Source organism: Methylomonas rivi, assembly GCF_024505165.1.
Taxonomy (GTDB): domain Bacteria; phylum Pseudomonadota; class Gammaproteobacteria; order Methylococcales; family Methylomonadaceae; genus Methylomonas; species Methylomonas rivi.
The window spans coordinates 1-21900 of sequence record NZ_JANIBK010000057.1; the positions used below are offsets into that span (position 1 = coordinate 1).

At 54.8% G+C, this 21900-nt stretch carries 19 protein-coding genes; 17 read left to right on the plus strand and 2 right to left on the minus strand.

What is annotated here, in order from left to right:
- The 17 genes from NP596_RS11755 to NP596_RS11835 form a co-directional block, all read left to right on the plus strand.
- Positions 1-606 (plus strand): Hpt domain-containing protein (locus NP596_RS11755; protein ID WP_256615556.1); only part of this gene is annotated, 606 nt, incomplete at its 5' end.
- A gap of 479 nt (positions 607-1085) precedes the next feature.
- Positions 1086-2123 carry a response regulator gene (locus NP596_RS11760; protein ID WP_256615557.1) on the plus strand — a complete coding sequence of 346 codons (1038 nt, stop codon included), beginning with the start codon at positions 1086-1088 and terminating at the stop codon, positions 2121-2123.
- Between the two features lie 652 nt (positions 2124-2775).
- Positions 2776-3171 (plus strand): response regulator, encoded by a 396-nt coding sequence (locus NP596_RS11765; protein WP_256615558.1) that lies wholly within the window; start codon positions 2776-2778, stop codon positions 3169-3171.
- A gap of 413 nt (positions 3172-3584) precedes the next feature.
- Positions 3585-4364: a methyl-accepting chemotaxis protein gene (locus tag NP596_RS11770; RefSeq protein WP_256615573.1), complete on the plus strand. Its 780-nt coding sequence runs from the start codon at positions 3585-3587 to the stop codon at positions 4362-4364.
- A gap of 9 nt (positions 4365-4373) precedes the next feature.
- Complete coding sequence (locus NP596_RS11775) at positions 4374-4742, plus strand: response regulator (RefSeq protein ID WP_256615559.1); 369 nt, start codon at positions 4374-4376, stop codon at positions 4740-4742.
- Positions 4739-5044, plus strand: coding sequence for an STAS domain-containing protein (locus tag NP596_RS11780; protein ID WP_256615560.1), 306 nt, complete (start codon positions 4739-4741; stop codon positions 5042-5044). The genes NP596_RS11775 and NP596_RS11780 overlap by 4 nt, the downstream gene beginning before the upstream one ends.
- A gap of 3 nt (positions 5045-5047) precedes the next feature.
- Positions 5048-7273, plus strand: a complete 2226-nt coding sequence (locus NP596_RS11785; RefSeq protein ID WP_256615561.1) for a chemotaxis protein CheA — start codon at positions 5048-5050, stop codon at positions 7271-7273.
- A 31-nt stretch (positions 7274-7304) separates the two neighbouring features.
- Positions 7305-10202, plus strand: coding sequence for a methyl-accepting chemotaxis protein (locus NP596_RS11790; RefSeq protein ID WP_256615562.1), 2898 nt, complete (start codon positions 7305-7307; stop codon positions 10200-10202).
- Between the two features lie 149 nt (positions 10203-10351).
- Positions 10352-12523, plus strand: coding sequence for a HAMP domain-containing methyl-accepting chemotaxis protein (locus NP596_RS11795; RefSeq protein ID WP_256615563.1), 2172 nt, complete (start codon positions 10352-10354; stop codon positions 12521-12523).
- 9 nt (positions 12524-12532) lie between these two features.
- Entirely contained in the window at positions 12533-13078 is a 546-nt protein-coding gene (locus tag NP596_RS11800) for a chemotaxis protein CheW (protein ID WP_256615564.1), read from the plus strand.
- 2 nt (positions 13079-13080) lie between these two features.
- Positions 13081-14544 carry a coiled-coil domain-containing protein gene (locus NP596_RS11805; RefSeq protein ID WP_256615565.1) on the plus strand — a complete coding sequence of 488 codons (1464 nt, stop codon included), beginning with the start codon at positions 13081-13083 and terminating at the stop codon, positions 14542-14544.
- Position 14545: 1 nt separating this feature from the next.
- A complete protein-coding gene (locus NP596_RS11810) occupies positions 14546-15055 on the plus strand; it encodes a cytochrome c3 family protein (protein ID WP_256615566.1) in 510 nt (169 codons plus the stop codon).
- The gene (locus tag NP596_RS11815; protein WP_256615567.1) at positions 15048-15632 is read left to right on the plus strand and encodes a HAMP domain-containing protein; all 585 of its coding nucleotides are present in this window, start codon (positions 15048-15050) and stop codon (positions 15630-15632) included. The genes NP596_RS11810 and NP596_RS11815 overlap by 8 nt, the downstream gene beginning before the upstream one ends.
- A complete protein-coding gene (locus tag NP596_RS11820) occupies positions 15619-16497 on the plus strand; it encodes a CheR family methyltransferase (protein WP_256615568.1) in 879 nt (292 codons plus the stop codon). The genes NP596_RS11815 and NP596_RS11820 overlap by 14 nt, the downstream gene beginning before the upstream one ends.
- Positions 16490-16987 (plus strand): chemotaxis protein CheD, encoded by a 498-nt coding sequence (locus NP596_RS11825; protein ID WP_256615569.1) that lies wholly within the window; start codon positions 16490-16492, stop codon positions 16985-16987. The genes NP596_RS11820 and NP596_RS11825 overlap by 8 nt, the downstream gene beginning before the upstream one ends.
- Before the next feature lie 54 nt (positions 16988-17041).
- Positions 17042-19915 (plus strand): EAL domain-containing protein, encoded by a 2874-nt coding sequence (locus NP596_RS11830; RefSeq protein WP_256615570.1) that lies wholly within the window; start codon positions 17042-17044, stop codon positions 19913-19915.
- 315 nt (positions 19916-20230) lie between these two features.
- Entirely contained in the window at positions 20231-20659 is a 429-nt protein-coding gene (locus tag NP596_RS11835; RefSeq protein WP_256615571.1) for an HMA2 domain-containing protein, read from the plus strand.
- Here NP596_RS11835 and NP596_RS11840 read toward each other — a convergent pair.
- Both NP596_RS11840 and NP596_RS11845 read right to left on the minus strand, forming a co-directional pair.
- On the minus strand, positions 20600-21271 hold the full coding sequence (locus NP596_RS11840; protein WP_256615572.1) for a hypothetical protein: 672 nt from the start codon (positions 21269-21271) through the stop codon (positions 20600-20602). The two genes, NP596_RS11835 and NP596_RS11840, sit on opposite strands and share 60 nt — an antisense overlap.
- Before the next feature lie 14 nt (positions 21272-21285).
- Positions 21286-21900 (minus strand): nucleoside recognition domain-containing protein (locus NP596_RS11845; protein ID WP_305891752.1); only part of this gene is annotated, 615 nt, incomplete at its 5' end.

Genomic DNA, 21900 nt, shown 5'->3' on the forward strand with positions numbered 1-21900 from the left:
CCCGAGCCGGGTCGGCCGCTGGCACATTTGGCGGGATTCGATTTGGCGCGGGCGCGGAGCCGACTGAATGATAACGAGGCGCTACTCATCAAGTTGTTGCGGAATTTTGCCGAAGATTACGCCGATGCCACGGCACGGCTTGGGCAGTTGCTGCGCGAGCGGCAAACTCTGGAGGCCGCGCAATTGCTGCACGGTTTGAGAGGGGTATGCGCCAATCTGGGGGCCTTGGCATTGGCCGATACCGCTCGGCAGCTGGAGCGGCAAGTGCTGGCAGGGCAAGCGCTCGACGCCTTGCCGATGTTCCGGGAGCAATTGGATGCCGCGGTGCGGGCGATACAAACCCAGGCGCGGGGCGCCGGCTCGCCGGCGAATGATATGGCGCAAGGCGAACCGGTCTCCTTGGCGGAAGCCTTGCAACGTCTGACGGACAGCGTTGAACGGCATCAATTGCCGGCCGATGACGAATACCGGCAAATTCTTCAGGCGTTAAGCGGCCATGTACCGGCGCATTTATTGATCCAACTGGAGCGGTGCCTCCATGACTTCGATTTTACGGCGGCCGGTAAGTTGATGGCGGAAATCATTGAAAACTCGCGGATTGGCTAGCTAAACTCCTGGGGAGGGGAAGACTATAGGGTTTAGAAAACCGGGTTGGCAAACTGCATAATTGATGTTTGCGTGTTTGCGGTTTAAAAAACTGCGCCGCCGCTGTGCTATCGAGGCGCCCCGCTATGCGCGGCATAACCGCCGACTCAAGGCATTTTGCCGTCTTGCATCATGAACGGATGAAACAACCGGCTTGGAAACAAACCCCGGCCGGTCCTAAGGCGGGTTAGCCCATGCGTTACTTTGTAGGAAATTTCCTATAGATAATTTAGGAATGCACTGATTGTTGTTGGGGGATCGATTATTGCATCATGTTTCCCATACGAGCCTTGATTCATGCGACGCGAATCCGCAAATGTTTGAGCATTGCGTTATAAGGCCTTAATCAATCACGCTATAGGGATCATTATGAATCGTTATCGTGTTCAAATGACAACGCCGGCGGTCTTTTTCCGCCCTACCGATTTATCCGATTTGCCATGAATGGCCGCGCCACCAAAACCCTGTTACTCGTCGACGACGAACCGGCGAACCTGCACGTCCTGCGCCAGATATTACAAGACAATTATCGGCTGATTTTTGCCCGCGATGGACAAAAAGCCTTGGAGCTGAGCCGGGAAACCGTCCCGGATCTGATTTTGTTGGACGTCATGATGCCCGGCCAGTCGGGTTACGAAATATGTCAGGCACTGAAGCAAGACCCGCACACCGGCAAAATCCCGGTGATTTTCGTCACCGCGATGTCCGATAGCCTCGACGAAGCCCATGGTTTCGACGTCGGCGCCGTCGATTACATCACCAAGCCCGTCAATCCCGCCATCGTGCGCGCGCGCATCGCTACACACTTGACCTTGGTGCGGACCGACGAGTTGGAGGAAACCCGTTTGCAAATCATTCAGCGGCTGGGCCGCGCGGCCGAATATCGGGACAACGAAACCGGCCGTCATGTTATACGTATCAGCCATTTCTCCAAGCTGCTGGCCGCCGCGGCGGGTTTCTCGGCGCACGATGCCGACGAGTTGTTTCATGCCGCGCCGATGCACGACATCGGCAAAATCGGCGTTCCCGACAAGGTGTTGTTGAAGCCGGGTCCGTTGAACGATGAAGAGTGGATCATCATGCGCCGCCACCCCCAGATCGGCGCGGAAATCATCGGTCAACACACTTCGCCGTTGCTGCAAATGGCGTACACCATCGCCCTTACGCATCATGAAAAATGGGATGGCAGCGGTTACCCTTATAAGCTGAAAGGCGAACAGATTCCGATGGTCGGCCGCATCGTGGCGCTGGTCGACGTGTTCGACGCCTTGACCACCGCTAGGCCTTACAAACATGCTTGGCCGGTCGAAGAAGCCGTCGCCTTGCTGCAACGCGAATCGGGACGGCATTTCGATCCGAACTTGGTGCCCATATTCTTGGACCTGATGCCTGAAATCGGCAACATCATGCAGGAATGGGCGGAAGATTGCGCACCCGCTGAACCGACTAATCGGATCGAGGCGTGCGATTCGGTATGACCTGAATTTTTGCGGTTGCCCGGGATCGTCATTAATGCCAGCAGCAAACACAAACAATGCTTGCCCCGGGCGCTTACCGCCGCACTCCGCCCCTCCTCGCGAGGGGCATTTTTTGGGTGGCAATCGAGCCAAGGCCAAGATTTGTCATCGTAGTCGACGGAAGGTGGCATGCGCATTTTCGATCATAATCAACCCCGTTTTAGCCGTTGCCAGTTAGCAACGGTAATACTAAAAAATCAGTTGCATGAGTGAGTTCCGTTCGTCCCGAGCCCGTCGAAGGATGGGCGGGAAAATCCTTATCAGGTGAAACAACGATTGCGATAGGTTTTCCGCGCAGGTCCATGGCGCTACTTCGGCTTTGGTTTGGAATAACGTCCCGAATTGGAATCCTCATTCAAAACATCGCCGTTCCGGCGGGGATGGCCGGAACCCGGATGTCATGGATGACTTAAGGCCTCCCGCAGCCGTGTGGCCAGAATGCCGGCATGACGTGCTTGGCTAGCGGGAAGTTACTTATCACCGAATCCTTATAGGAATTTTCCTATGCCGCATCGGCAAATTCCCATGACTATTTTCAGAAATGGCCGGATATTTTTTCCAGGTCGGTTAGCGGATGATAGACCGCAACAAGGCTTAAGGTAGGAATTCGGTCATGAAAGTATTGATCGTGGAAGACTCGCAATTACTCCGCGACCGCGCGGTCGAGGAACTGGCCGGCATCGTAGGCAAAGCGGCCATCATCGAAGCGGGCAGCGTCAACGAGGCGCGGAGCCAACTGCTCGAACACCGGCCGGAGATTGTGATCCTCGACTTGCTTTTACCCGATGGCTACGGCCTGGAATTGTTTACAACACTTCGGGAATTACGCTTGCCCGCGCAGGTGGTGGTGATGACTTCCGAGCCTAGCGAATATCTGAAACGAAAAGCCCTGCAACTGGGAGCGAGGTGTTTTTTCGACAAAATGAAGGACTTTGACCAAGTCTTTATCAGCATTAGCGAAATCGTCGCCCGTATTCCGGCCGACTATTCAACCACCGCTAGAACTTGAGGTACCTCGTGATGGAAAACAGCATCAAGCAGATCAGTCTAACCAGTAGCCTCGTTAGTGCTTTGCTCGGCGCCACCGCCTTACTGATAACTGCCGGCTTGAGTTTGCCAAACCTGCTGGCTATCGCGGTTTTGCTGACCGCCGCCGCCGGTTTCGGTTTTTGGTATGGCGGCATGCAGGATGACAAGGCCGCTTACGAACGCGAACGGGCGCTTGAGCGACAGCAGGAAGATTGTCATAGGGATATCGGCAGGTTGCTGAACGGACAAAAAACCTTGGGCGACAGTGTCATGCCGGTTTGGATCAATCAAATCGACAATTCCCGCATGCAAATGGCGGAGGCCATCTCCGATCTGACCACGCAATTCAGCGCCGTCGTCGGGCGCTTGGCGAAATCGGTGGCTGCTTCGGCCATGACTAGCGGCGAACATGGCTTGGTCGGTATTTTTGCCCAAAGCCAGAGCGAACTGGGGGCGGTGGTCGACTCGTTGCGTAAGGCCAAGACCAACAAGGAAACCTTGCTGGAAGAAATGCACCGCCTGATGGAATTCATCGGCGAGTTGAAGCACATGGCCACCGATGTGGCCGGCATTGCCGACCAAACCAATCTGTTGGCGCTCAACGCCTCCATCGAAGCGGCGAGGGCCGGAGAGGCCGGACGCGGTTTCGCCGTAGTAGCCGACGAAGTACGCAAACTTTCGACCAAATCCGGCGAGAGCGGCAAGCGCATCAGCCAAAGCATAGAAGCTATTAATCTCGCCATTAACGCCGCGTTCCGCGAAGCCACGCTCAATGCCGAATACGACGCTAAATCGGTTACGCAGGCCGAAGCCACCATCGATTGCGTGCTGAACGGCTTTCGCGGCGCCACCCAAACCTTGGCGCAATCGATGGACATTCTGCGCCGCGAAAGCGAGGGCATTCAACATGAAATCGAGAACTCGCTGGTCACCCTGCAATTTCAAGACCGGGTCGGCCAGATATTGGCGCATGTGCGCGACAACATTGCCTGCCTGCCCGCGCAATTCGATGCGGCGCTTGACGAATTTCAGGCCGGCGGCAAATTGCGCGGCATTGACGCGCAGGCGTTGCTGGCCGGCCTGGAAAGCTCCTACGCCATGGCGGAGGAGCGCCATATTCACCAGGGCGGACGGGCGACGGCTAGCGCGGAAACCGAAATTACATTCTTTTAGGAGACTATCATGAGCAAAACCATACTCGTCGTCGACGATGCCGCTTCCATCCGCCAAGTCGTCGGCATTGCCCTCAAAGGCGCGGGCTATAACGTCATCGAAGCCGTCGATGGCAAGGACGGCCTATCCAAGCTCAACGGCGAAAAAGTTCACCTGATCATCAGCGACGTCAACATGCCCAACATGGACGGCATTACCTTCGTCAGGGAACTCAAGCAATTGCCGGCCTACAAATTCACGCCGGTGATCATGCTCACCACCGAGTCGCAGGAAGCCAAGAAGCAGGAAGGCCAGTTAGCCGGCGCCAAAGCCTGGGTCGTCAAACCGTTCCAGCCGCAACAAATGCTGGCGGCCGTATCCAAATTGGTTATGCCTTGAGGTTTGCCGTGGAAACGCTGGAGATTAAAGGCGAATTGACCATCTTCAATGTCGCCGGGCACAAAGAAAAACTGCTGGCGGCTCTACGCGCGAACGCTGCGTTGGAGCTCAATCTGGCCGGCGTCGACGAAATCGATACCGCCGGTTTGCAGTTGCTGATTTTGTTGAAGCGGGAAGCCTCATTGACCAGCAAAAAACTGAGTTTCGCCATGCATAGCAAGCCCGTGCTCGACCTATTGGAACTCGCTAATCTCACCACCGCATTCGGCGACCAATTAGTGTTGCCGCAAACCGAGGAGTAGGCCATGAGCTTTGACGAGGAAATGAAAAATGCCCTGAAGACTTTCACTCTGGAGAGTCTGGAGTTGCTGCAGGATATGGAGGAGCATTTGCTCAACCTGGAGGACGACGAGGCGCCGGCCGAACGCATCAACGCCATTTTCCGCGCCGCGCACACCATCAAGGGCTCGTCGGGCGTATTCGGTTTGACGCACATTGTCGCGTTTACGCATGTGGTGGAAAGCGTGCTCGACGAATTGCGCGGCGGCCGCATTGGTGTCGGTTCGGAACTGGTTGCCGCGCTGTTGCCCTGTTGCGACCATATTACCCTGCTGGTGCGGAATGTCGTCGACGGCCGCACCGAAGAAGATGCGGCTTTAACCGCCGAAGGCAAACAGTTGCTGGATGAACTGAACGCCTTTACTCAAGCCGCGCCGGCCGATAAAGCGGTCACCGAATTCAAATGCCCGCGCGAACAGTTACAAAAACTGGAAAACGATTCGGTCAAGGATGGCAACTGGCATTTGTCGTTACGCTTTGGCGCCGATTCGTTTCGCGACGGCATGGATCCCTTGTCGTTCGTATCCTACCTGCGCACGCTGGGCGACATCGTCCAATTGGTCACTATTTGCCAAGCGCTGCCGCCGGCGGACGAAATGGACCCTGAAACGTGCTATCTGGGTTTCGAAATCGAACTGAAGAGCAGTGCCGGCAAGGCGGAAATCGAAGGCGTGTTCGAGTTTGTCCGCGAAAGCAGCATCATCCGTATCCTGCCCTACGGCAGCGGCATTGGCGAATTTATCGAATTGATCGACGAACTGCCGGAAAATTTGAGTTACCTGGGTGAAATATTGGTTGCCGCGGGCGCCATTACCCGCCATGAACTGGACGACGCCCTGCATCACCAGCAGAACAAAATGCAGACGGCGCGGGAACAGGGCAATGCGGAAGCCGAAGCCGCGGTGCCGGCGCTGGGCGAAATTCTGGTCAAATATCAAGCCGTTTCGGAGCCGGTGTTGAATGCGGCCCTGGAAAAACAAAAACAGGTCAAAGAGAAAAAAAACCAAGAGGCCCAAAGCATTCGCGTCGACGCCGAGCGGCTGGATAAACTCATCGATTTGATTGGCGAGCTGGTGATTGCCGGCGCCGGCGTCAACTTACGTTCGCGGCTGTTCGCCGACGAAGGTTTGAAGGAAATGACCGGCGAAACCATGCGTCTGATAGAAGAGGTGCGCGATGGCGCGCTGCAACTGCGGATGGTGCCGATCGGCACTACCTTTAGTCGCTTCCAGCGCGTGGTTCGCGATGTGAGCAAGGAACTGGGCAAAGGCATCGATTTAATCGTCACCGGCGGCGACACCGAAGTGGATAAGTCGGTGGTGGAAAAAATCGGCGATCCGCTGATGCATTTGGTGCGCAATGCCATGGATCACGGCATCGAAACCGCGGACGTCCGCTTAGCATGCGGCAAGCCGGCTCGAGGTAGCTTAACCTTGAAGGCCTACCACTCCTCCGGCAGCATCGTGATTGAAGTCAGCGACGACGGCGGCGGCCTCAATCGGGAGCGCATTTTGGCCAAGGCGGTGGAGCGCGGCTTGATTCAAGCGCATGACGTATTGAGCGACCACGAAGTCTATGCCCTGATTTTCGAACCCGGCTTTTCGACCGCGCAAACCGTTTCCAACTTGTCAGGTCGCGGCGTCGGCATGGATGTGGTCAAACGCAATGTCACCGCCCTGCGCGGCAATATCGAGGTCGATAGCCGGCTCGGCGCCGGCACCACCATGCGTATCCACCTACCGTTGACGCTGGCCATCATCGACGGCTTCCTGGTCGGCGTCGGCAAGGCGACTTTCGTGATTCCGCTGGATAGGGTCATCGAATGCGTGGCCTTGCCGGAGGATGCCGGCGAACGCGAATACATGGACTTACGCGGCGAAGTGCTGCCGTTGGTTTGGCTCAGCCAGGTTTTCGATGTGGAAAGCCATCAGCAGCGCCGGCACAACGTGGTTGTCGTCGAACACGCCGGCAACAAAGCCGGTTTCGTGGTGGACCGGCTGCAAGGCGAATTTCAAACCGTCATCAAACCGCTCGGCAAATTGTTTACCTACATCAAGGGCGTGGCGGGTTCCACCATTCTCGGCGATGGCAAGGTGGCCTTAATCGTGGATGTGCCGACCTTGTTCGAATTTTGCGAACGCGCGAACCGCCATGCCGAGCACGCTTTACCGGCGCCAAGCCACGCCAGTTGACATTGCGCTAGCTAACTATCGATTACCGCTTATGAAAATTAATCAGCCTATTACCCAAAACGAAGTCCATTTTTCGGAGGAAGACCATCTGGTTTCCACCACCGACCTTAAGGGCATCATCACCGGTGTCAGCCCGGCCTTCGTGAAATTGAGCGGTTTCGCCGAACACGAACTGGTTGGCCAAAGCCATAACGTGGTGCGTCATCCTGAAATGCCGCGGCAAGCCTTTCGCTCGCTGTGGGAAACCGTCAAAGCCGGCCGCAGCTGGAACGGCAGGGTCAAAAACCGCTGCAAGAACGGCGATTACTATTGGGTGGACGCTCACGTGGCACCCATTTTCGATGAAGGGAAAATCATAGGTTATCGCTCCATTCGCTTTAAACCCACGCGGGAGCAGGTTGAGGAAGCGGCAAAATTGTATGCCGACCTTAATGTCGGCCGGATTGCCGATCCGTTCCAAACCGGCTTATGGGCCAAATTGAGCGCTAATGTCAAACTCTGGCAAAAATTTTTGGCCTTGGTGGTGTTGACCGTGGTCATGTTTGCCTTGCCCAGCGGATTGTTACTACAACGCTTTAATACTGAAATTGCGGTTTCGGTTGCCGAGGAACAGGGGGCCGAATATGTCCGCGAATCCATCAAACTGTTGCGCTTGCTGCAATTGCATCGCGGCCTGGCGTCCATGGCCCTGTCCGGCGACAGTCGAAGCGCGGAGAACTGGCACCGGGTTCGGGAAGACATCAATAGCCAAATCGGCGTGGTCGGGGAGGCAGACAGGCGCTTCGCCCACTTCGGCTTGCGGGGCGAATGGCAAGCGCTAACCGGCGATTGGAGCAGTTTGGCCTTCGATGCGGACAGACTGGATGTACAGACCAGTATTGCCCGCCATTCGGCCTTGATCGACGGGTTGTTCAAATTCAACCGCAAACTGAGCGACGTGTCGGGCATGGCGCTCGATCCGGAAGTCAATACGTATTACATGATGCTGACCGCCATTACCCATTTGCCGGAAATGACGGAAGCGTTAGGTAAGCTGCGGGCGGTAGGCAGCGGCATTTTGGTCAGGCAAACCGTTACCGCCGAAGAAGCTACCGTGTTGCGTCAGTTATTGGAATCGGTAACAAAAAACCAAGCCTTGGTGGAAGAAAATACCGGCAAGATTCCCGGTTTGGATGCCGACAGCAAGAACCTGCTGAATAAAATGCATAAGGATATGGAGCGGATCGCCGAGTTGACCAAGACGAACATCGTCGAGGCCGGCAAGCCGAACTTCGATAACCGGGTTTTTTTCGACACATTGTCCGCCGCGATCGATTTGCGCTACCAAGCTTCCGGCCGGTTCAACCAATTGCTGCTGACCGCATTGGATCAGCGCATAAATCGGCTGCAAGGGCAACGTAACAGTCTAGTGGCGACGATTTCAGTGCTGTTCGTGCTGTTCATCGGTTTAAGCGGATTCACGGTTCGCGGCGTGCTCATCCCCGTTAAAGCCATCAATGAGGCCCTGGATCAATTGCGGCATGGCAAAATGCCTCGGCGTAATGCACATGACTATGGTTTGGAGTTTAACCAGGTCCAGGAAGGCTTGTTTTCCGCCGTGCTGAGTGTTCAGGCGTTGATTGCCGACGCCGGCATTCTCTCGCAGGCCGCGGTGCAAGGTAAATTATCCGCCCGTGCCGATGCCAGAAAACACCAGGGCGATTTCCGTAAAATCGTGGAAGGCGTCAACGGCACCCTGGATGCGGTGATGGGGCCGTTGAACGTGGCGGCCGATTATGTGGACAAGATCGCCAAAGGCCATATCCCGGCCAAAATTGTCGACGCGTATCAAGGCGATTTCAATATCATCAAAAACAACTTAAATACCTGTATTGATGCCATTCATGCCTTAATCGAAGATGCCGGCATGTTGGCGGCAGCCGCAGTGGCCGGCGAATTGAAAACCCGCGCCGATGCCAATCGCCACCAGGGCGACTATCGCAAAATCGTCGAAGGCGTCAACGCCACTCTGGATGCGGTGATCGGTCCTTTAACCCAAATGCAAGACGTGTTGTCGGCCATCGAAAAAGGCGATATGACCCAAACGATCGCTACCCGCTATCGCGGCCAATTGGAAGATTTGCGTTTGGCCGTCAATAACACGGTGCAAAAGCTGTCCGAAACCATCAACGAAGTCATTGTGGCGGCGGATCAATTGGGCAACGCGTCCAAGCAAGTCAATGCCACCTCGCAATCCTTGGCGCAAGCAGCCAGTTCGCAGGCCAATAGTGTCGATAAAACCAGCACCAGTATCGAGTCGATGGCCGCGAGTATCGACCGGAATGCTAAAAATGCCGAAGTAACCGACGGTATGGCCGGTAAAGCGGTACAGGAAGCCAACGAAGGCGGCGTGGCAGTCGGTCAAACCGTGCGGGCCATGAAAAATATTGCCGAGAAAATCGGCATCATCGATGACATTGCCTATCAGACCAATATGCTGGCGTTGAATGCCGCCATCGAAGCGGCCCGCGCCGGCGATCATGGCAAAGGCTTTGCGGTGGTGGCCGCCGAGGTGCGCAAGCTGGCTGAGCGCAGTCAGATAGCGGCACAGGAAATTGGCGAATTGGCTTCCGCCAGCGTGGCAACTGCCGAAACCGCCGGCCATTTGCTGGAAGCCATAGTGCCCAGCATTACCGAAACCTCGCGCCTGGTACAAGAAATTGCCGAAACCTCGCAACAGCAGACTGTCGGCGTTAGCGATGTCAATAGCGTCATGCTGCAGCTGGGCAATATCACCCAACAAAATGCTTCCGCCAGCGAACAATTGGCGGCCACGGCCGAGGAGTTGACCAGTCAGGCCGAAGCGCTGCAAGACTTAATGAGTTTTTTCAAGATCGGCGGTAGCGCGTCCAACGCGGACGCGCACCCATACAAGGGGGAGAGAACATGAATCGGGGCGTGTATTTCTTAAATTGCATTAGCCGCTTGAAATTACCGTCAGGTTAGGAGGTGCGCATGCCGCAATTCATCGACTGCAATGAATAACCGTAACCGTTGAGTATTTCGATTGCTCATTTATCGCACAAAGGAATCAAGACCATGAAAATAACCGTTGCACAAAAAATGACCACGCTGGTAGCGACTGCCGTAATCGGCTTGGTGGCTTTGGCTTGGCAGGGACAAAGCAAAATGCAGGACGTTTATGACAAGACCAATTTCACTAACATCAATTGCGTGCCCGGAATTCTCATGCTCAGTCGAGCCACTGAATCCTTGGGCCGATTGCGCATACGCATGTACCGCCATGTGTTGAGCGACGATGCCGCAAGCAAAGCCAAGGTTGAAGAATCCTTGCGGCAATCCCGCGACATTGTCGACAAATCGCTCAAAGACTATGAAAGCACCATTTTTGATGAGAAGGATAGGCAATTGTGGCAGGACAATATCGATAGTTTTAATGCCTACTTGAAAGGCGTGGATCAAATCCTGGCCTATTCCAACCAGAATAAATTGGAACAAGCTAAAGCCGCCCTGGCCGAATATGCCCCGCAAGCGGAACGGGTCAATAAAGCCTTTAACGCCCATATGGATTACAACGCCGAATTGGCTAAAAAATCTGCCGAGGAGGCCGTAGCCACCAAGGGCAACGCTACTTTCGTGGCCAATTTGATAACCGGTCTCGTGGTGGCATTGACTGCATTATTGGGCTTTTTCGTTACCCGAAACCTGTTGAAACAATTGGGTGGCGAACCGGACTTTGCCGCGGAACTGGCCAACAAAATTGCCGTCGGCGATTTGAGTACCCAAATAGCGGTCAAGGCCAACGATAAAACCAGCATGATGGCCGCCATGCAAAACATGGCGCGGGCGATCCAGGCGCTGGTTAACGATGCCGGTTTGCTGGCGCAGGCCGGCGTGGAAGGAAGATTGTCTACCCGTGCCGATGCGGGCAAGCACCAGGGCGATTTCCGCAGAATTGTCGAAGGCGTGAACAATACGCTGGACGCGGTGATCGGTCCCTTGAATGTGGCGGCCGATTATGTCGAAAAAATTGCCAAAGGGGAGGTACCGGCAAAGATTACCGATGCATACAACGGCGATTTCAACGTTATTAAAAATAATCTGAATACCTGTATCGATGCGGTTAATGCCTTGATCAACGATGCGGCCCTATTGTCGGAAGCCGCCGCGGAAGGCCGGCTGGATACGCGGGCCGACGCCGGCAGGCACCAAGGCGACTACCGCCGGATTGTCGAAGGGGTGAATGCGACCTTGGATGGCGTGATAGGACCGCTCAACCGGGTCAAGGATGTGTTGTTCGCCATGGAACAAGGCGATATGACCCAGCAGATTACCGAACAATATCGAGGTCAGTTGGAAGACCTGCGCTATGCCGCCAACAACACGGTCAAGAAACTGGCGCAAACCATTGCCGAAGTCGTCAGTGCCGCCGACCAATTGGGTAACGCCTCCGAGCAAATCAGTTCCACGTCGCAATCGTTGTCGCAAGCCGCCAGCGAGCAAGCGGCCGGCGTGGAGGAAACCAGCGCCAGCATCGAGCAAATGGCGGCCAGTATAGATCAGAATGCCGAGAATGCCAAAATTACCGACGGCATGGCCGGCAAAGCTTCCAAGGAAGCCGGCGAAGGCGGCGTGGCGGTAAAACAAACCGTGGCAGCGATGAAGGATATTGCCACCAAAATCGGCATCATCGACGATATCGCCTATCAAACCAACATGTTGGCGTTGAACGCCGCCATCGAAGCGGCGCGGGCCGGCGATCACGGTAAAGGCTTTGCGGTGGTGGCGGCGGAAGTCCGCAAATTGGCCGAGCGCAGCCAGATTGCCGCGCAGGAAATCGGCGAATTGGCGGAGTCCAGCGTAAAAACCGCGGAAACGGCGGGTCGTTTGCTGGATGAAATCGTGCCCAGCATCGCCAAAACCTCCGATCTGGTACAGGAAATTGCCGCCGCTTCGCAGGAACAATCCCAGGGTGTCGGTCAGGTGAATACGGCGATGAACCAAATGAACCAGATCACCCAACAAAACGCTTCGGCTAGCGAGCAATTGGCGGCGACTTCCGAGGAAATGACCAGTCAAGCCGAGCAGCTGCAAAGCCTGATGAGCTTTTTCAAAATCGGTAATGCCGCCGATACGCGCGGCAGTGCGATTAAGGTCTCCCGTAAGTCCGATGCCGACAGGCTGAATTTACAAGTCACCAGAACCAGTAGCAAAAACGAGTTTGACTTGGCCCAGTTTGAGCGTTTTTAGGAGCTGAACATGACAGCAATGGCAAAAACTCACGAAGGCCTGCCTGTTACGCCATCATCGGTATCGGCGGATGGGGGTCAATATTTGACTTTCGTGTTGGGCGGCGAAGTGTATGCATTGGGGATTTTGAATATCAAAGAGATCATAGCTTACGGCGATTTGACCGAAGTGCCGATGATGCCGGCGTTCGTGCGCGGCGTTATCAATCTGCGCGGCAGCGTGGTGCCGGTCATCGATCTGCTGGCCCGGTTCGGCAAGGGTTGTACTTCTATAGCCAAGCGCACCGGTATCGTCATCGTCGAAACAAGCAGCGAGGCCGACGATAACCAAGACATCGGCATAGTCGTCGATGCGGTTAACGAAGTGGTTGACATCGGCCGGCGGGAAATCGAGCCTCCGCCCAGTTTTGGCGCGGGTATCAGACCGGATTTTATCAGCGGCATGGCAAAGCGTAACGGTAAATTCGTCATTCTGCTGAATAACGCAAGGGTTCTATCCGTTGACGAAATGACCGCCTTAAGCGGGATGAGTCACGGGGTGCCTGCCGGCGAATGATCATGGCTTCTGTTGCAAAACAGAACGCGGGTTATCCTATGGCCGCGCTGCTGCCTTGTTTGGTTATTTCGCCGGTTTCGCCGCCGGTGCTGGCTGCCGCGCGCGATTCGGACACTCATATTCGCGCCGTCGTACAAAGTATGTTGCGGGAAAAGGATGAAAAAATCGAACAATTGGAAGCGCGGATTCGCCAATTAGAGCAAGGTCGCGGCCAGAGTTCGCCGCCTGATTTGCCGGTGTCGGAGGCGGCACCGGCGGCAGTCGCCGTTACTGGGACTGCGGCGCGAGTCTCCGCCGGCGGCGATAGCGGCTTCGATAGCAAATTGCAGGCTTTGGACGCGAAAATTGCCGGCCTGAAAGCCGGCGCCTTGGCAAGCGGTTTGGATATCGGCGGTTTCTTCGACATCAATGCCAAAACCAGTAACTCTACCGACCAAACGTTCAGTGTCGGTCTGCTGGAGCTGGATATCGCCTATACCTACAACGCGCATTTCGCCGCCAGTTCCGCGCTGGTACTGTGCGGTAACTCCTCCGGCGCCGATTACGCATCTTCGCCGGCGCATATAACCTGCGGAAATTACGCATTGATCGGCGCGGGCAAAGGTAGCGCGGCGATTGGCGTCGGTTTTGTGGATTTTCATATGTTCGATAGCAGCATTCCGCCGCGCGGACGTATTTTCAACAATCAGGGTCTGCATATTCAGGCCGGCCGTTTCGATTTGCCGTTCATGGCCGATTATCAGAATTATGCCAACAAGGACAGGGCCAGTATTACCGCGCCGATTACGACGGTTAGAATGCAGAAAGGCGGCTTCAACGGCGACGGCGTGCGTTCCTACGGTTCCTGGGACATGTTCAACTACTCGGTGTTCTGGACCAACGGCGTTTATCAAAGCGACGGCACTTCGATGGGCGGGCGTTTGGGCGTCAATTTGGGCCGGAATCGCTTCCGTGTCCACGGCCGCAATCCCGAAGGCATGGAATTCGGCGTATCGCACCTCACCGAGTTGGATGCAAATAATAATGTCAGCAACGCGTTTTACGGCGCCGATTTCAGTTTGGGATACGCCATGTTGCGCTGGCAGAACGAATTTTTGTTGCAGCAGGGCCACCGGGTTTTACCCAACAGGTATGACGGGCTCGGTGCCGCCGTCGGTTACGGCAAAGGCCGTCAGATGGGTTATCACTCTACCTTGATCGCCGATTTGGAGGATGCCGTTCACCATCCGCTTTTGGCCTTTGTGCGTTATGCCCGTTGGCAATCCAATCAGGATTTCATGGTCGACGGTTACGATGGTAGCGTGGTGGCCGTTCACCCGGTTTCGCTATTGAGCTTGGGTTTGAATTACAAGTTTAGCGAGCATTTGCGCGTCAAATTCGAATATACCGATTCGTTGGGGACCGCTACCCGGGAACATTATTTCGACAAGCGTGTCGGTATGGCGCAGATGGTGGTGATGTTTTGATATGCGCATCGCTTACTCACTTCGCGCGATGATCGGTTTGGCCGTTTGGCTTGGACAGGCGGCGGCGACCCATGCCGCCGACCCTCACAGAGTGGGCGCGGGTCTGCCGCGGGCCGCGTGTGACGAATGCCATGCGAAAACGCCGGCATTGCCCAGCGGATTATTGACGAGTAAAAATTATCCGTCCGTCGCTAGCGAATTGAAGCAGGACGGCGTAGCCATGTGCAAGCATTGCCACGATACCGCGCAAGGCCACAGGGTGTGGGTGGACATCGATTTTCCGGTACCGGCGGATTTACCGTTGAATGGCGGCAATGCTATCACCTGCCTGACCTGCCATTATGTCCACGGCAGTTTGGATAGCGATGGGCCGCAAGCCAGTGTCAGTTTTCTGGACCGGTTGTTGAATGCCGAGCGGCTACGCAAAAGTTTTTTATTACGCCGCAATAACACTGGCGGCGAACTCTGCTTAACCTGTCACAACGTAAATCAAGGTTCGAATCATGAATAAGCCGCCCGTCAAACGTCGTCGCATTTTCATCAAAAAAGCCTTTCAAGGCCGTTTCATGGCCGGTGCGCTTGGCTTGATTCTGTTATCCAGCCTCAGTTCGGCCTTATTGATCTATTGGATTACCGGCGGCGATTTGCTGGCTCAGACGCAATCGGCGCATGCCGGTTTGCTTAATGCCTGGCATCGGTTGGGCCTTTCGATACTGATGGGTAATGCCGTTGCGGTGCTGGTCGCCGGTGCCGCCGGCGTCACCAGTGCATTGTACGCTTCGCACCGGATAGCCGGCCCGCTGTTTCGGTTTGAAACCCTGTGCCGCGAAGTCGGCGACGGCAATCTGGATGTGATGACTCAATTGCGAGAAAAGGATCAATTGCAGGATTTAGCCAAGGCTTTTACCGGGATGGTGGGTAAATTGCGCCAACGCCGGGTATTGCAACTTGAGTTGATGCAAGAATTGGATAATCGCCTGAGCGAATTGGCGGCCGCCGATAATCTGACGGCGGCGCAGTGTCATTGCCTGACTGAATTGCACGGCAGCCTGAACTATTTGCGCGGAACCTTCAATGGCAACGAATAGCGTGGCTTATCATTCGGTCATAGATGGCGCTTCGCCGCAACGCCATCCCGTTAGCGGTAGCGTGGTATTGCAACGGCACGAATTTAATTGGATCAAGGACTATCTATACAAACAGGCCGGTATCGTCTTGAACGACAGCAAACATGCCCTGGTGTCCGGCCGTTTGGACAAACGTTTGCGCCACCTCGGCTTTTCCAGTTACAGCGACTATTTTCGCCAATTCGGTAAACCGGGTTTCGAGCGGGAAACCGTGATGGCGCTGGATTTGCTGACTACCAACGAAACCTACTTTTTTCGCGAACATAAACACTTTGAATTTTTGCAATGCGCGTTATTCGAGGCCAGCGCCGGCCGGCCGCTACGTTTTTGGAGCGCGGCCAGTTCCAGCGGCGAAGAGGCCTATACTTTGGCCATGCTGGCCGCGGAATATGCGCGTAGCAGGCAATGGGAAATCATAGGTACCGATTTGTCCACCCGTATGCTGGACAAGGCACGGCAGGGATTGTATCCGTTGCCGGCAGCGGAAAAGATTCCTGTTCAATTGCTGAAAAAATATTGTCTGCGGGGTAATGGCGATTACGAAGGCTTTTTCCTGATCCAGCAAGCCTTGCGCGACCGAGTCAGCTTTATGCGCGCCAATTTGATTGATAATCTGCCGGATTTAGGGGTGTTTGACGTGATTTTTCTGCGTAACGTGATGATTTATTTCGACATGCCCACCAAGCAGCGCCTGGTGGAACGCATTCAGCACTATTTGCGCCCCGGCGGTTATTTCATCATCAGCCATTCCGAATCGTTGAACGGCATCCGGCATCGGCTACAGATGATTTCGCCTTCAATTTACCAGCGGAAACGCGATGACTGAACCGGAAAATTGCATCGATATTTTTTTGCAGCCCGGCGAGTTTTATTTCGGCGACCGGCAAACGCGGATTAGAACGCTGCTGGGGTCCTGCGTAGCCATTACGCTATGGCATCCGCGCCGAAAAATAGGGGGGATGTGCCATTATCTATTACCCATGTGCAAGGGGCGCGACTGCGGCAAAACCCTGGATGGCCGCTATGCGCATGATGCAATGAAATTATTTGTCGGCGAGTTGCATAAAGCCGGGGGTAAACCGCACGATTTTGAGGCGAAAATGTTCGGTGGCGGCAACCAGTTTCCGGGCAAATCGCAAGTATGTCCGATCGATGTCTCTGCGCAGAATGTCAAATCGGGCCGGGAGTTGTTGGGACTGTACGGTTTCAATATCAAAGCGGAACATCTGGGCGGCACTGGGCATCGCAACGTGATTTTCGATGTCTGGAGCGGTGAAGTCTGGCTCAAGCATGTCGCAAAACCCGGCGAGCATTAGCGTTATGTCGGCCGGTGATTTTGCAATAGCTCGAATCCCGCAATAGGAGCACCGATGGCCAATAATGTGCGTTTTCTGAGAGGCGGATGCCGATGTTACATCGAAGCCCTGGTTAGGCATCTGGAGAATCGGTATTCGGTTTCAACCAAGTATCGAACCCATTGGAGCGGTTATTTACTGGCCCTGTTGATCATGGCGGGAGCGTTGGGCGTTAGGCTATTGATCGCGCCCGTCGAGGCCGGCCTGCAATATATCACCTTCTTTCCCGCCGTTACCTTGTCGGTGTTGTTATCCGGTTTTCGCATCGGGTTGTTTGCTACCATTCTGGGAGCCTTACTGGCCACGTGTATTTTTACACCGCCTTACTATGCGCTGTCTTGGGCTACGCTGGAAAAAAGTTTTTGGTCGAATCTGGTTTTTATATTCGATGGTACGCTGGTGTCGCTAGCCATTGATGCGATGCACCGTTATCGCCTGCTCATGTCGGCTAAACTCAATCAAGCGCTCGATGTTTCATCTGCTGTTGAATCGAATAACCGCCATCTTCGGCAAATTCTGGAACATTTGCCGATCAATCTCATCCTGCTGGACCGGCAAGGGAATGTTGCCGAAGTCAATCAGACTACGCTTCAGCGTATTGGCCGTGACCGCGATGCCGTGATTGGCAAGGCATTCGTGGATTTATCGTGCTGGACTTACGATCCGCGCATTCATGGCAAGATTCAACTGGCTTTGCAATTGGTGCAACAGGGTTTAAACCAACGCTTCGACGTGGCGATGAGCGTGGGCGGGCGGATGTTGCCGGTCGATTTCCAGCTGAAGCCGGTTTATGCCGAGAATGGCGAAATTACGGGTTATCTGGCGGCCGGTGTGGATATCTCTGCCCGCAAGCAAGCGGAGATCATACTGTTGCGGCACAAAACCTGTATCGATACGGCTCATGATGGCTTTTGGATCACGGATATGGATGGGTATATTCTTGACGTCAATCAAAGCTATGCATATATGTCGGGTTACACGGAGGTTGAACTGGTTGGCATGCACATCAGTGCGGTGGAAGCCAACGAAGACGCCGCCGATATTAAAGCGCATCTTGCCAAGATATTGGCCCAGGGCCACGACATGTTTGAAACCCGGCATCGTCGCAAGGACGGCCATGTCTATGATGTTGAAGTGTCGGTTAATTTTAATGGCGAAACGCGGGAATTGTTTGCCTTCTTTCGCGATATTACCGAGCGAAAACAGAATCTGGCAAAACTGCGTATTGCCGCGGTGACCTTCGATTCCCCCGATGGCATCATGGTTACCGATACCACGGGTATCATTTTGCAGGTCAACCGCGCATTTCAGGAGATTACCGGGTATAGCGCCGAGGAAGTGATCGGCAAAAGGCCGAGCCTACTCAGTTCCGGCCGCCACGATAAGACCTTTTATAAGGAGATGTGGACGCAATTGCAGACAACGGGTTACTGGAGCGGCGAAATTTGGGATCGGCGGAAGAATGGACAAATCTATCCCAAGTGTTTGACGATCACCGCCGTGAAGGATGACCGCGGGACGGTCAGCGAATACGTGGCAACATTTGGCGATATCACGGAACGCAAGCGGGTCGAGGAGGAAATTCGCAATCTGGCGTTTTATGATGATCTGACTAAATTGCCCAACCGCCGGTTGCTGCAGGATCGCATCGAACATGCGTTACTGGCCGCGGCCCGAAACGGTCAATATGGCGCTTTGTTGTTTCTGGATATGGATAAATTCAAATTGCTGAACGACACCTTAGGCCATCACCATGGGGATATTATGTTGGTCGAAGTGGCCAACCGTCTCAAATTCAGCGTTCGCGAGGCCGACAGTGTTGCCCGTATCGGGGGCGATGAATTTGTGTTACTGCTGGAGAAGGTGGGGGAGTCTATAAACGAAGCGTCGCAAAAAGCCGCGCTGGTTGCCGAGAAAATCCGCGCCGCGTTGGCCGTGCCTTACCATATTCTGAATCATGTTCATCATAGTACCCCCAGTATTGGTGTGCGGCTGTTTGGCGCGGATGACAACTCCGTGGAAGATTTATTGAAACATGCCGATGCCGCTATGTACGAAGCGAAGAATGGCGGACGCAACCAGGTGCGATTTTTCGATCCGGACCTGCAAAAAGTGCTGGAATCGCGCGCGGCGATGGAAGCCGATTTGCGCAGGGCGCTGGATGCCGGACAACTTCAACTGCACTATCAGCCGCAGTGCGATGTCGAGCGGCGAGTTATCGGTGTAGAAGCTTTGATTCGATGGCTGCATCCGGAGCGCGGTCTAATCCCGCCGTTGGAATTCATCCCGATTGCCGAGGAATCTTCCTTGATACTCGATATTGGATGTTGGGTGCTGAACACGGCTTGCCGACAATTGGCGGAATGGCAAAAACAGCCGTCGATGCGGCACTTGCAAGTGGCGATCAACGTTAGCGCCCATCAGTTCAATACTCACGACTTCATCAAATCCGTGCAGACGGCTATCTCGGCGCATGGGGTAGATGCCACGGCGCTGAAACTGGAGCTGACTGAAACCGTGATCGTGAATGATGTCGAGGCAGTAAAGGCAAAAATGCTGGTATTGAAGGCGTTTGGCGTCAAATTGTCGCTTGACGATTTCGGCACGGGGTATTCGTCGTTGGCTTATCTCAAACAGCTGCCGTTGGATCAATTGAAAATAGACCGAAGTTTTGTCCGCGATATTGCCACCGATCCCAGTGATGAGGTGATGGTCAAGGCCATCATCGATATGGCCAATAACTTTCATCTGCAGGTCATTGCCGAAGGCGTTGAAACCGGAGAGCAGCTTAATTTTCTGAAACTGCATGGTTGCGAGGCCTTCCAGGGGTATTTGTTCGGCAGGCCGGTTCCGGCGAGTGATTTGAACTTTATGGTCGAGGGGGGGTAACGTCCGATGAACGGAAAATCATCAGTTACCTTGTCATGGCGAATGAAGCGATAACTGGGCCTACCAAGTGGTTGGGAGCGGAATGTCGGGAAGGTAAGTTGAAGTAAGCGAGGAGAGCTGCCGCCGAGGTGACGGTGGCGGGAGTTAGAGCCCTCATAGTAGTGAAGTCTGGCTCAAGCATGTCGCAAAAACCGGCGAGCGGCAAATATCCCCCCGGCTTTGCCGTGGGATATTTACTGCGTATAATTCGCATTCGTTTTCTATAGTAATACCGGCGTCACGGCTAAATTTTTTGCGGTTTGATAAGGGGCAAATGTGAACAGAATCGTATCTTCAACGCCAGGACGCATTCGGGTGCGGGATAAGCGTTTGCGCAATCCAGCCCGGCTGGATATTTTGGAAGCCGAACTATTGAAAATCGAAGCCATTAACGAGTTACACCCCAATGCAGCGGCCGGCAGCATGGTGGTAATTTTCGATCCCGAGCAGATCGATTTGTCGGCTTTCGAAGTAAAAGTCGACGCAGCGGCCGACAGGGCCTTGGATGCGTCATTGTCCACAGAGAATCGCTCGATGAAGATGCGGATCAACCGTTATGCCAAAGTGGGCATGCTGGGGAGTCTGGCGACCTCGCTGGCGTTGGTGGCCGCCGGGCAAAAAAAAGGCCATGCCGTCGCCGGCGGTTTATTTATGGCCTGTCTGGGAGTGCATTTGACCACTCACCGCAAGTCCTTGTTGCGCTGATAGCGTCGATGTCTCGGCCGTTTCATCGTTGCAAACGCAGCCGCCGACCAACTCGACCAACCCCCGTCCCAACTTGATCGCGCGTTGCAGTCCTTCGTGCGTCTCCGGCAAGTAGATTTCCATTCCAAGATAGACAAAAGCCGCATTGCGCCAAACTTGCTTGGGTATCACGGTGTGTGCATGCGGGAAGGTCGTGTCGTCGCCTAGCGGAATGACGCGGATATTGCATGGCAGCAGTTCCGGGCGGGCGGCAACAGCGGCTTCGATTCGGCCGCGCAAATCCCCGGCGGCACAGATCAGGTCCGCGCTGGGGCCGGACGGGTCGCTGCCGGCATGTAGATCGAGCAACAGGCGGTGCCGGCCCTGCACGTAAGGCAACAGTTGCAGATACAAGGCCCGATGCAGGGCGGCGTATTTGAAGTGTTGATCGGCCCGCGGACGTTGTCCGGAAATGCCTTCCGGTACGGGCAACACGTGTACCTTTTCAGGATTCAAGCTTTCGGCAACGAGTCTGCCGAAAGCCAGTTCCTCCCGGTGAATGCCGATCACCAGCAATATCGGCGGGCCTTTTGCCGTCTGTTGTGCTCGAAGGGGGTGTTTGGCGTTAGTCACCGTAGCTCCCTAAGCTATCGATACGATTGCTGTATTGCCGGCATGGAGGTTTTCTCGCGCATGCCAAGATAGCGCAAGGATAACAATACGGCGGCGAACAAGGCCATAATGATGGAAATCCAGGCTAGCGCGCTGTCCGGATGATGGGCAAATGTCGCCAGTTGATAATAAAGGGTGGCAATGCCATAACCCAATCCGGTCGTCCACAGCGCGACAAACACCGTCCAGGCCCGGCCCGATTCCTGATATACCGCTGCAATCGCCGCTGTGCAGGGCATGTATAACAGGATGAATAACAAATACGCAAAGGCGCCGGCCTTGCCGTCGAAGCGGCTGGCCATCGCCCCGAAAATGCCGGTGGAAATTTCTGCTTTTTCCGCCACCGCGGCTTGGTTGTGGACGTCGCCGATGTCCAGCCCCAACGGGTCCAGCCAGGCGGCCAAGGCTTCGCTCAGGTTGACCGGAATCGTCGCGGCGGCGGCCGTTAAGCTGTCGGCCAAAACGAAGGGTTGTTTCTCTTTTTCGGCGGATGCGCTGTCGGCCAAGGCCGTGTAGGCGGCATTCAGCGTGCCGACCACGGCTTCCTTGGCCAACACCCCGGTGAAAATGCCCACCGCTGCCGGCCAGTT

Coding starts and splice junctions, on each gene's coding strand:
- NP596_RS11820 (WP_256615568.1), top strand. CDS start 15,619: ATGGCAACGAATAGCGTGGCTTATCATTCGGTCATAGATGGCGCTTCG.
- NP596_RS11805 (WP_256615565.1), top strand. CDS start 13,081: ATGGCTTCTGTTGCAAAACAGAACGCGGGTTATCCTATGGCCGCGCTG.
- NP596_RS11770 (WP_256615573.1), top strand. CDS start 3,585: ATGACTAGCGGCGAACATGGCTTGGTCGGTATTTTTGCCCAAAGCCAG.
- NP596_RS11765 (WP_256615558.1), top strand. CDS start 2,776: ATGAAAGTATTGATCGTGGAAGACTCGCAATTACTCCGCGACCGCGCG.
- NP596_RS11775 (WP_256615559.1), top strand. CDS start 4,374: ATGAGCAAAACCATACTCGTCGTCGACGATGCCGCTTCCATCCGCCAA.
- NP596_RS11800 (WP_256615564.1), top strand. CDS start 12,533: ATGACAGCAATGGCAAAAACTCACGAAGGCCTGCCTGTTACGCCATCA.
- NP596_RS11760 (WP_256615557.1), top strand. CDS start 1,086: ATGAATGGCCGCGCCACCAAAACCCTGTTACTCGTCGACGACGAACCG.
- NP596_RS11825 (WP_256615569.1), top strand. CDS start 16,490: ATGACTGAACCGGAAAATTGCATCGATATTTTTTTGCAGCCCGGCGAG.
- NP596_RS11795 (WP_256615563.1), top strand. CDS start 10,352: ATGAAAATAACCGTTGCACAAAAAATGACCACGCTGGTAGCGACTGCC.
- NP596_RS11815 (WP_256615567.1), top strand. CDS start 15,048: ATGAATAAGCCGCCCGTCAAACGTCGTCGCATTTTCATCAAAAAAGCC.
- NP596_RS11810 (WP_256615566.1), top strand. CDS start 14,546: ATGCGCATCGCTTACTCACTTCGCGCGATGATCGGTTTGGCCGTTTGG.
- NP596_RS11790 (WP_256615562.1), top strand. CDS start 7,305: ATGAAAATTAATCAGCCTATTACCCAAAACGAAGTCCATTTTTCGGAG.
- NP596_RS11785 (WP_256615561.1), top strand. CDS start 5,048: ATGAGCTTTGACGAGGAAATGAAAAATGCCCTGAAGACTTTCACTCTG.
- NP596_RS11830 (WP_256615570.1), top strand. CDS start 17,042: ATGGCCAATAATGTGCGTTTTCTGAGAGGCGGATGCCGATGTTACATC.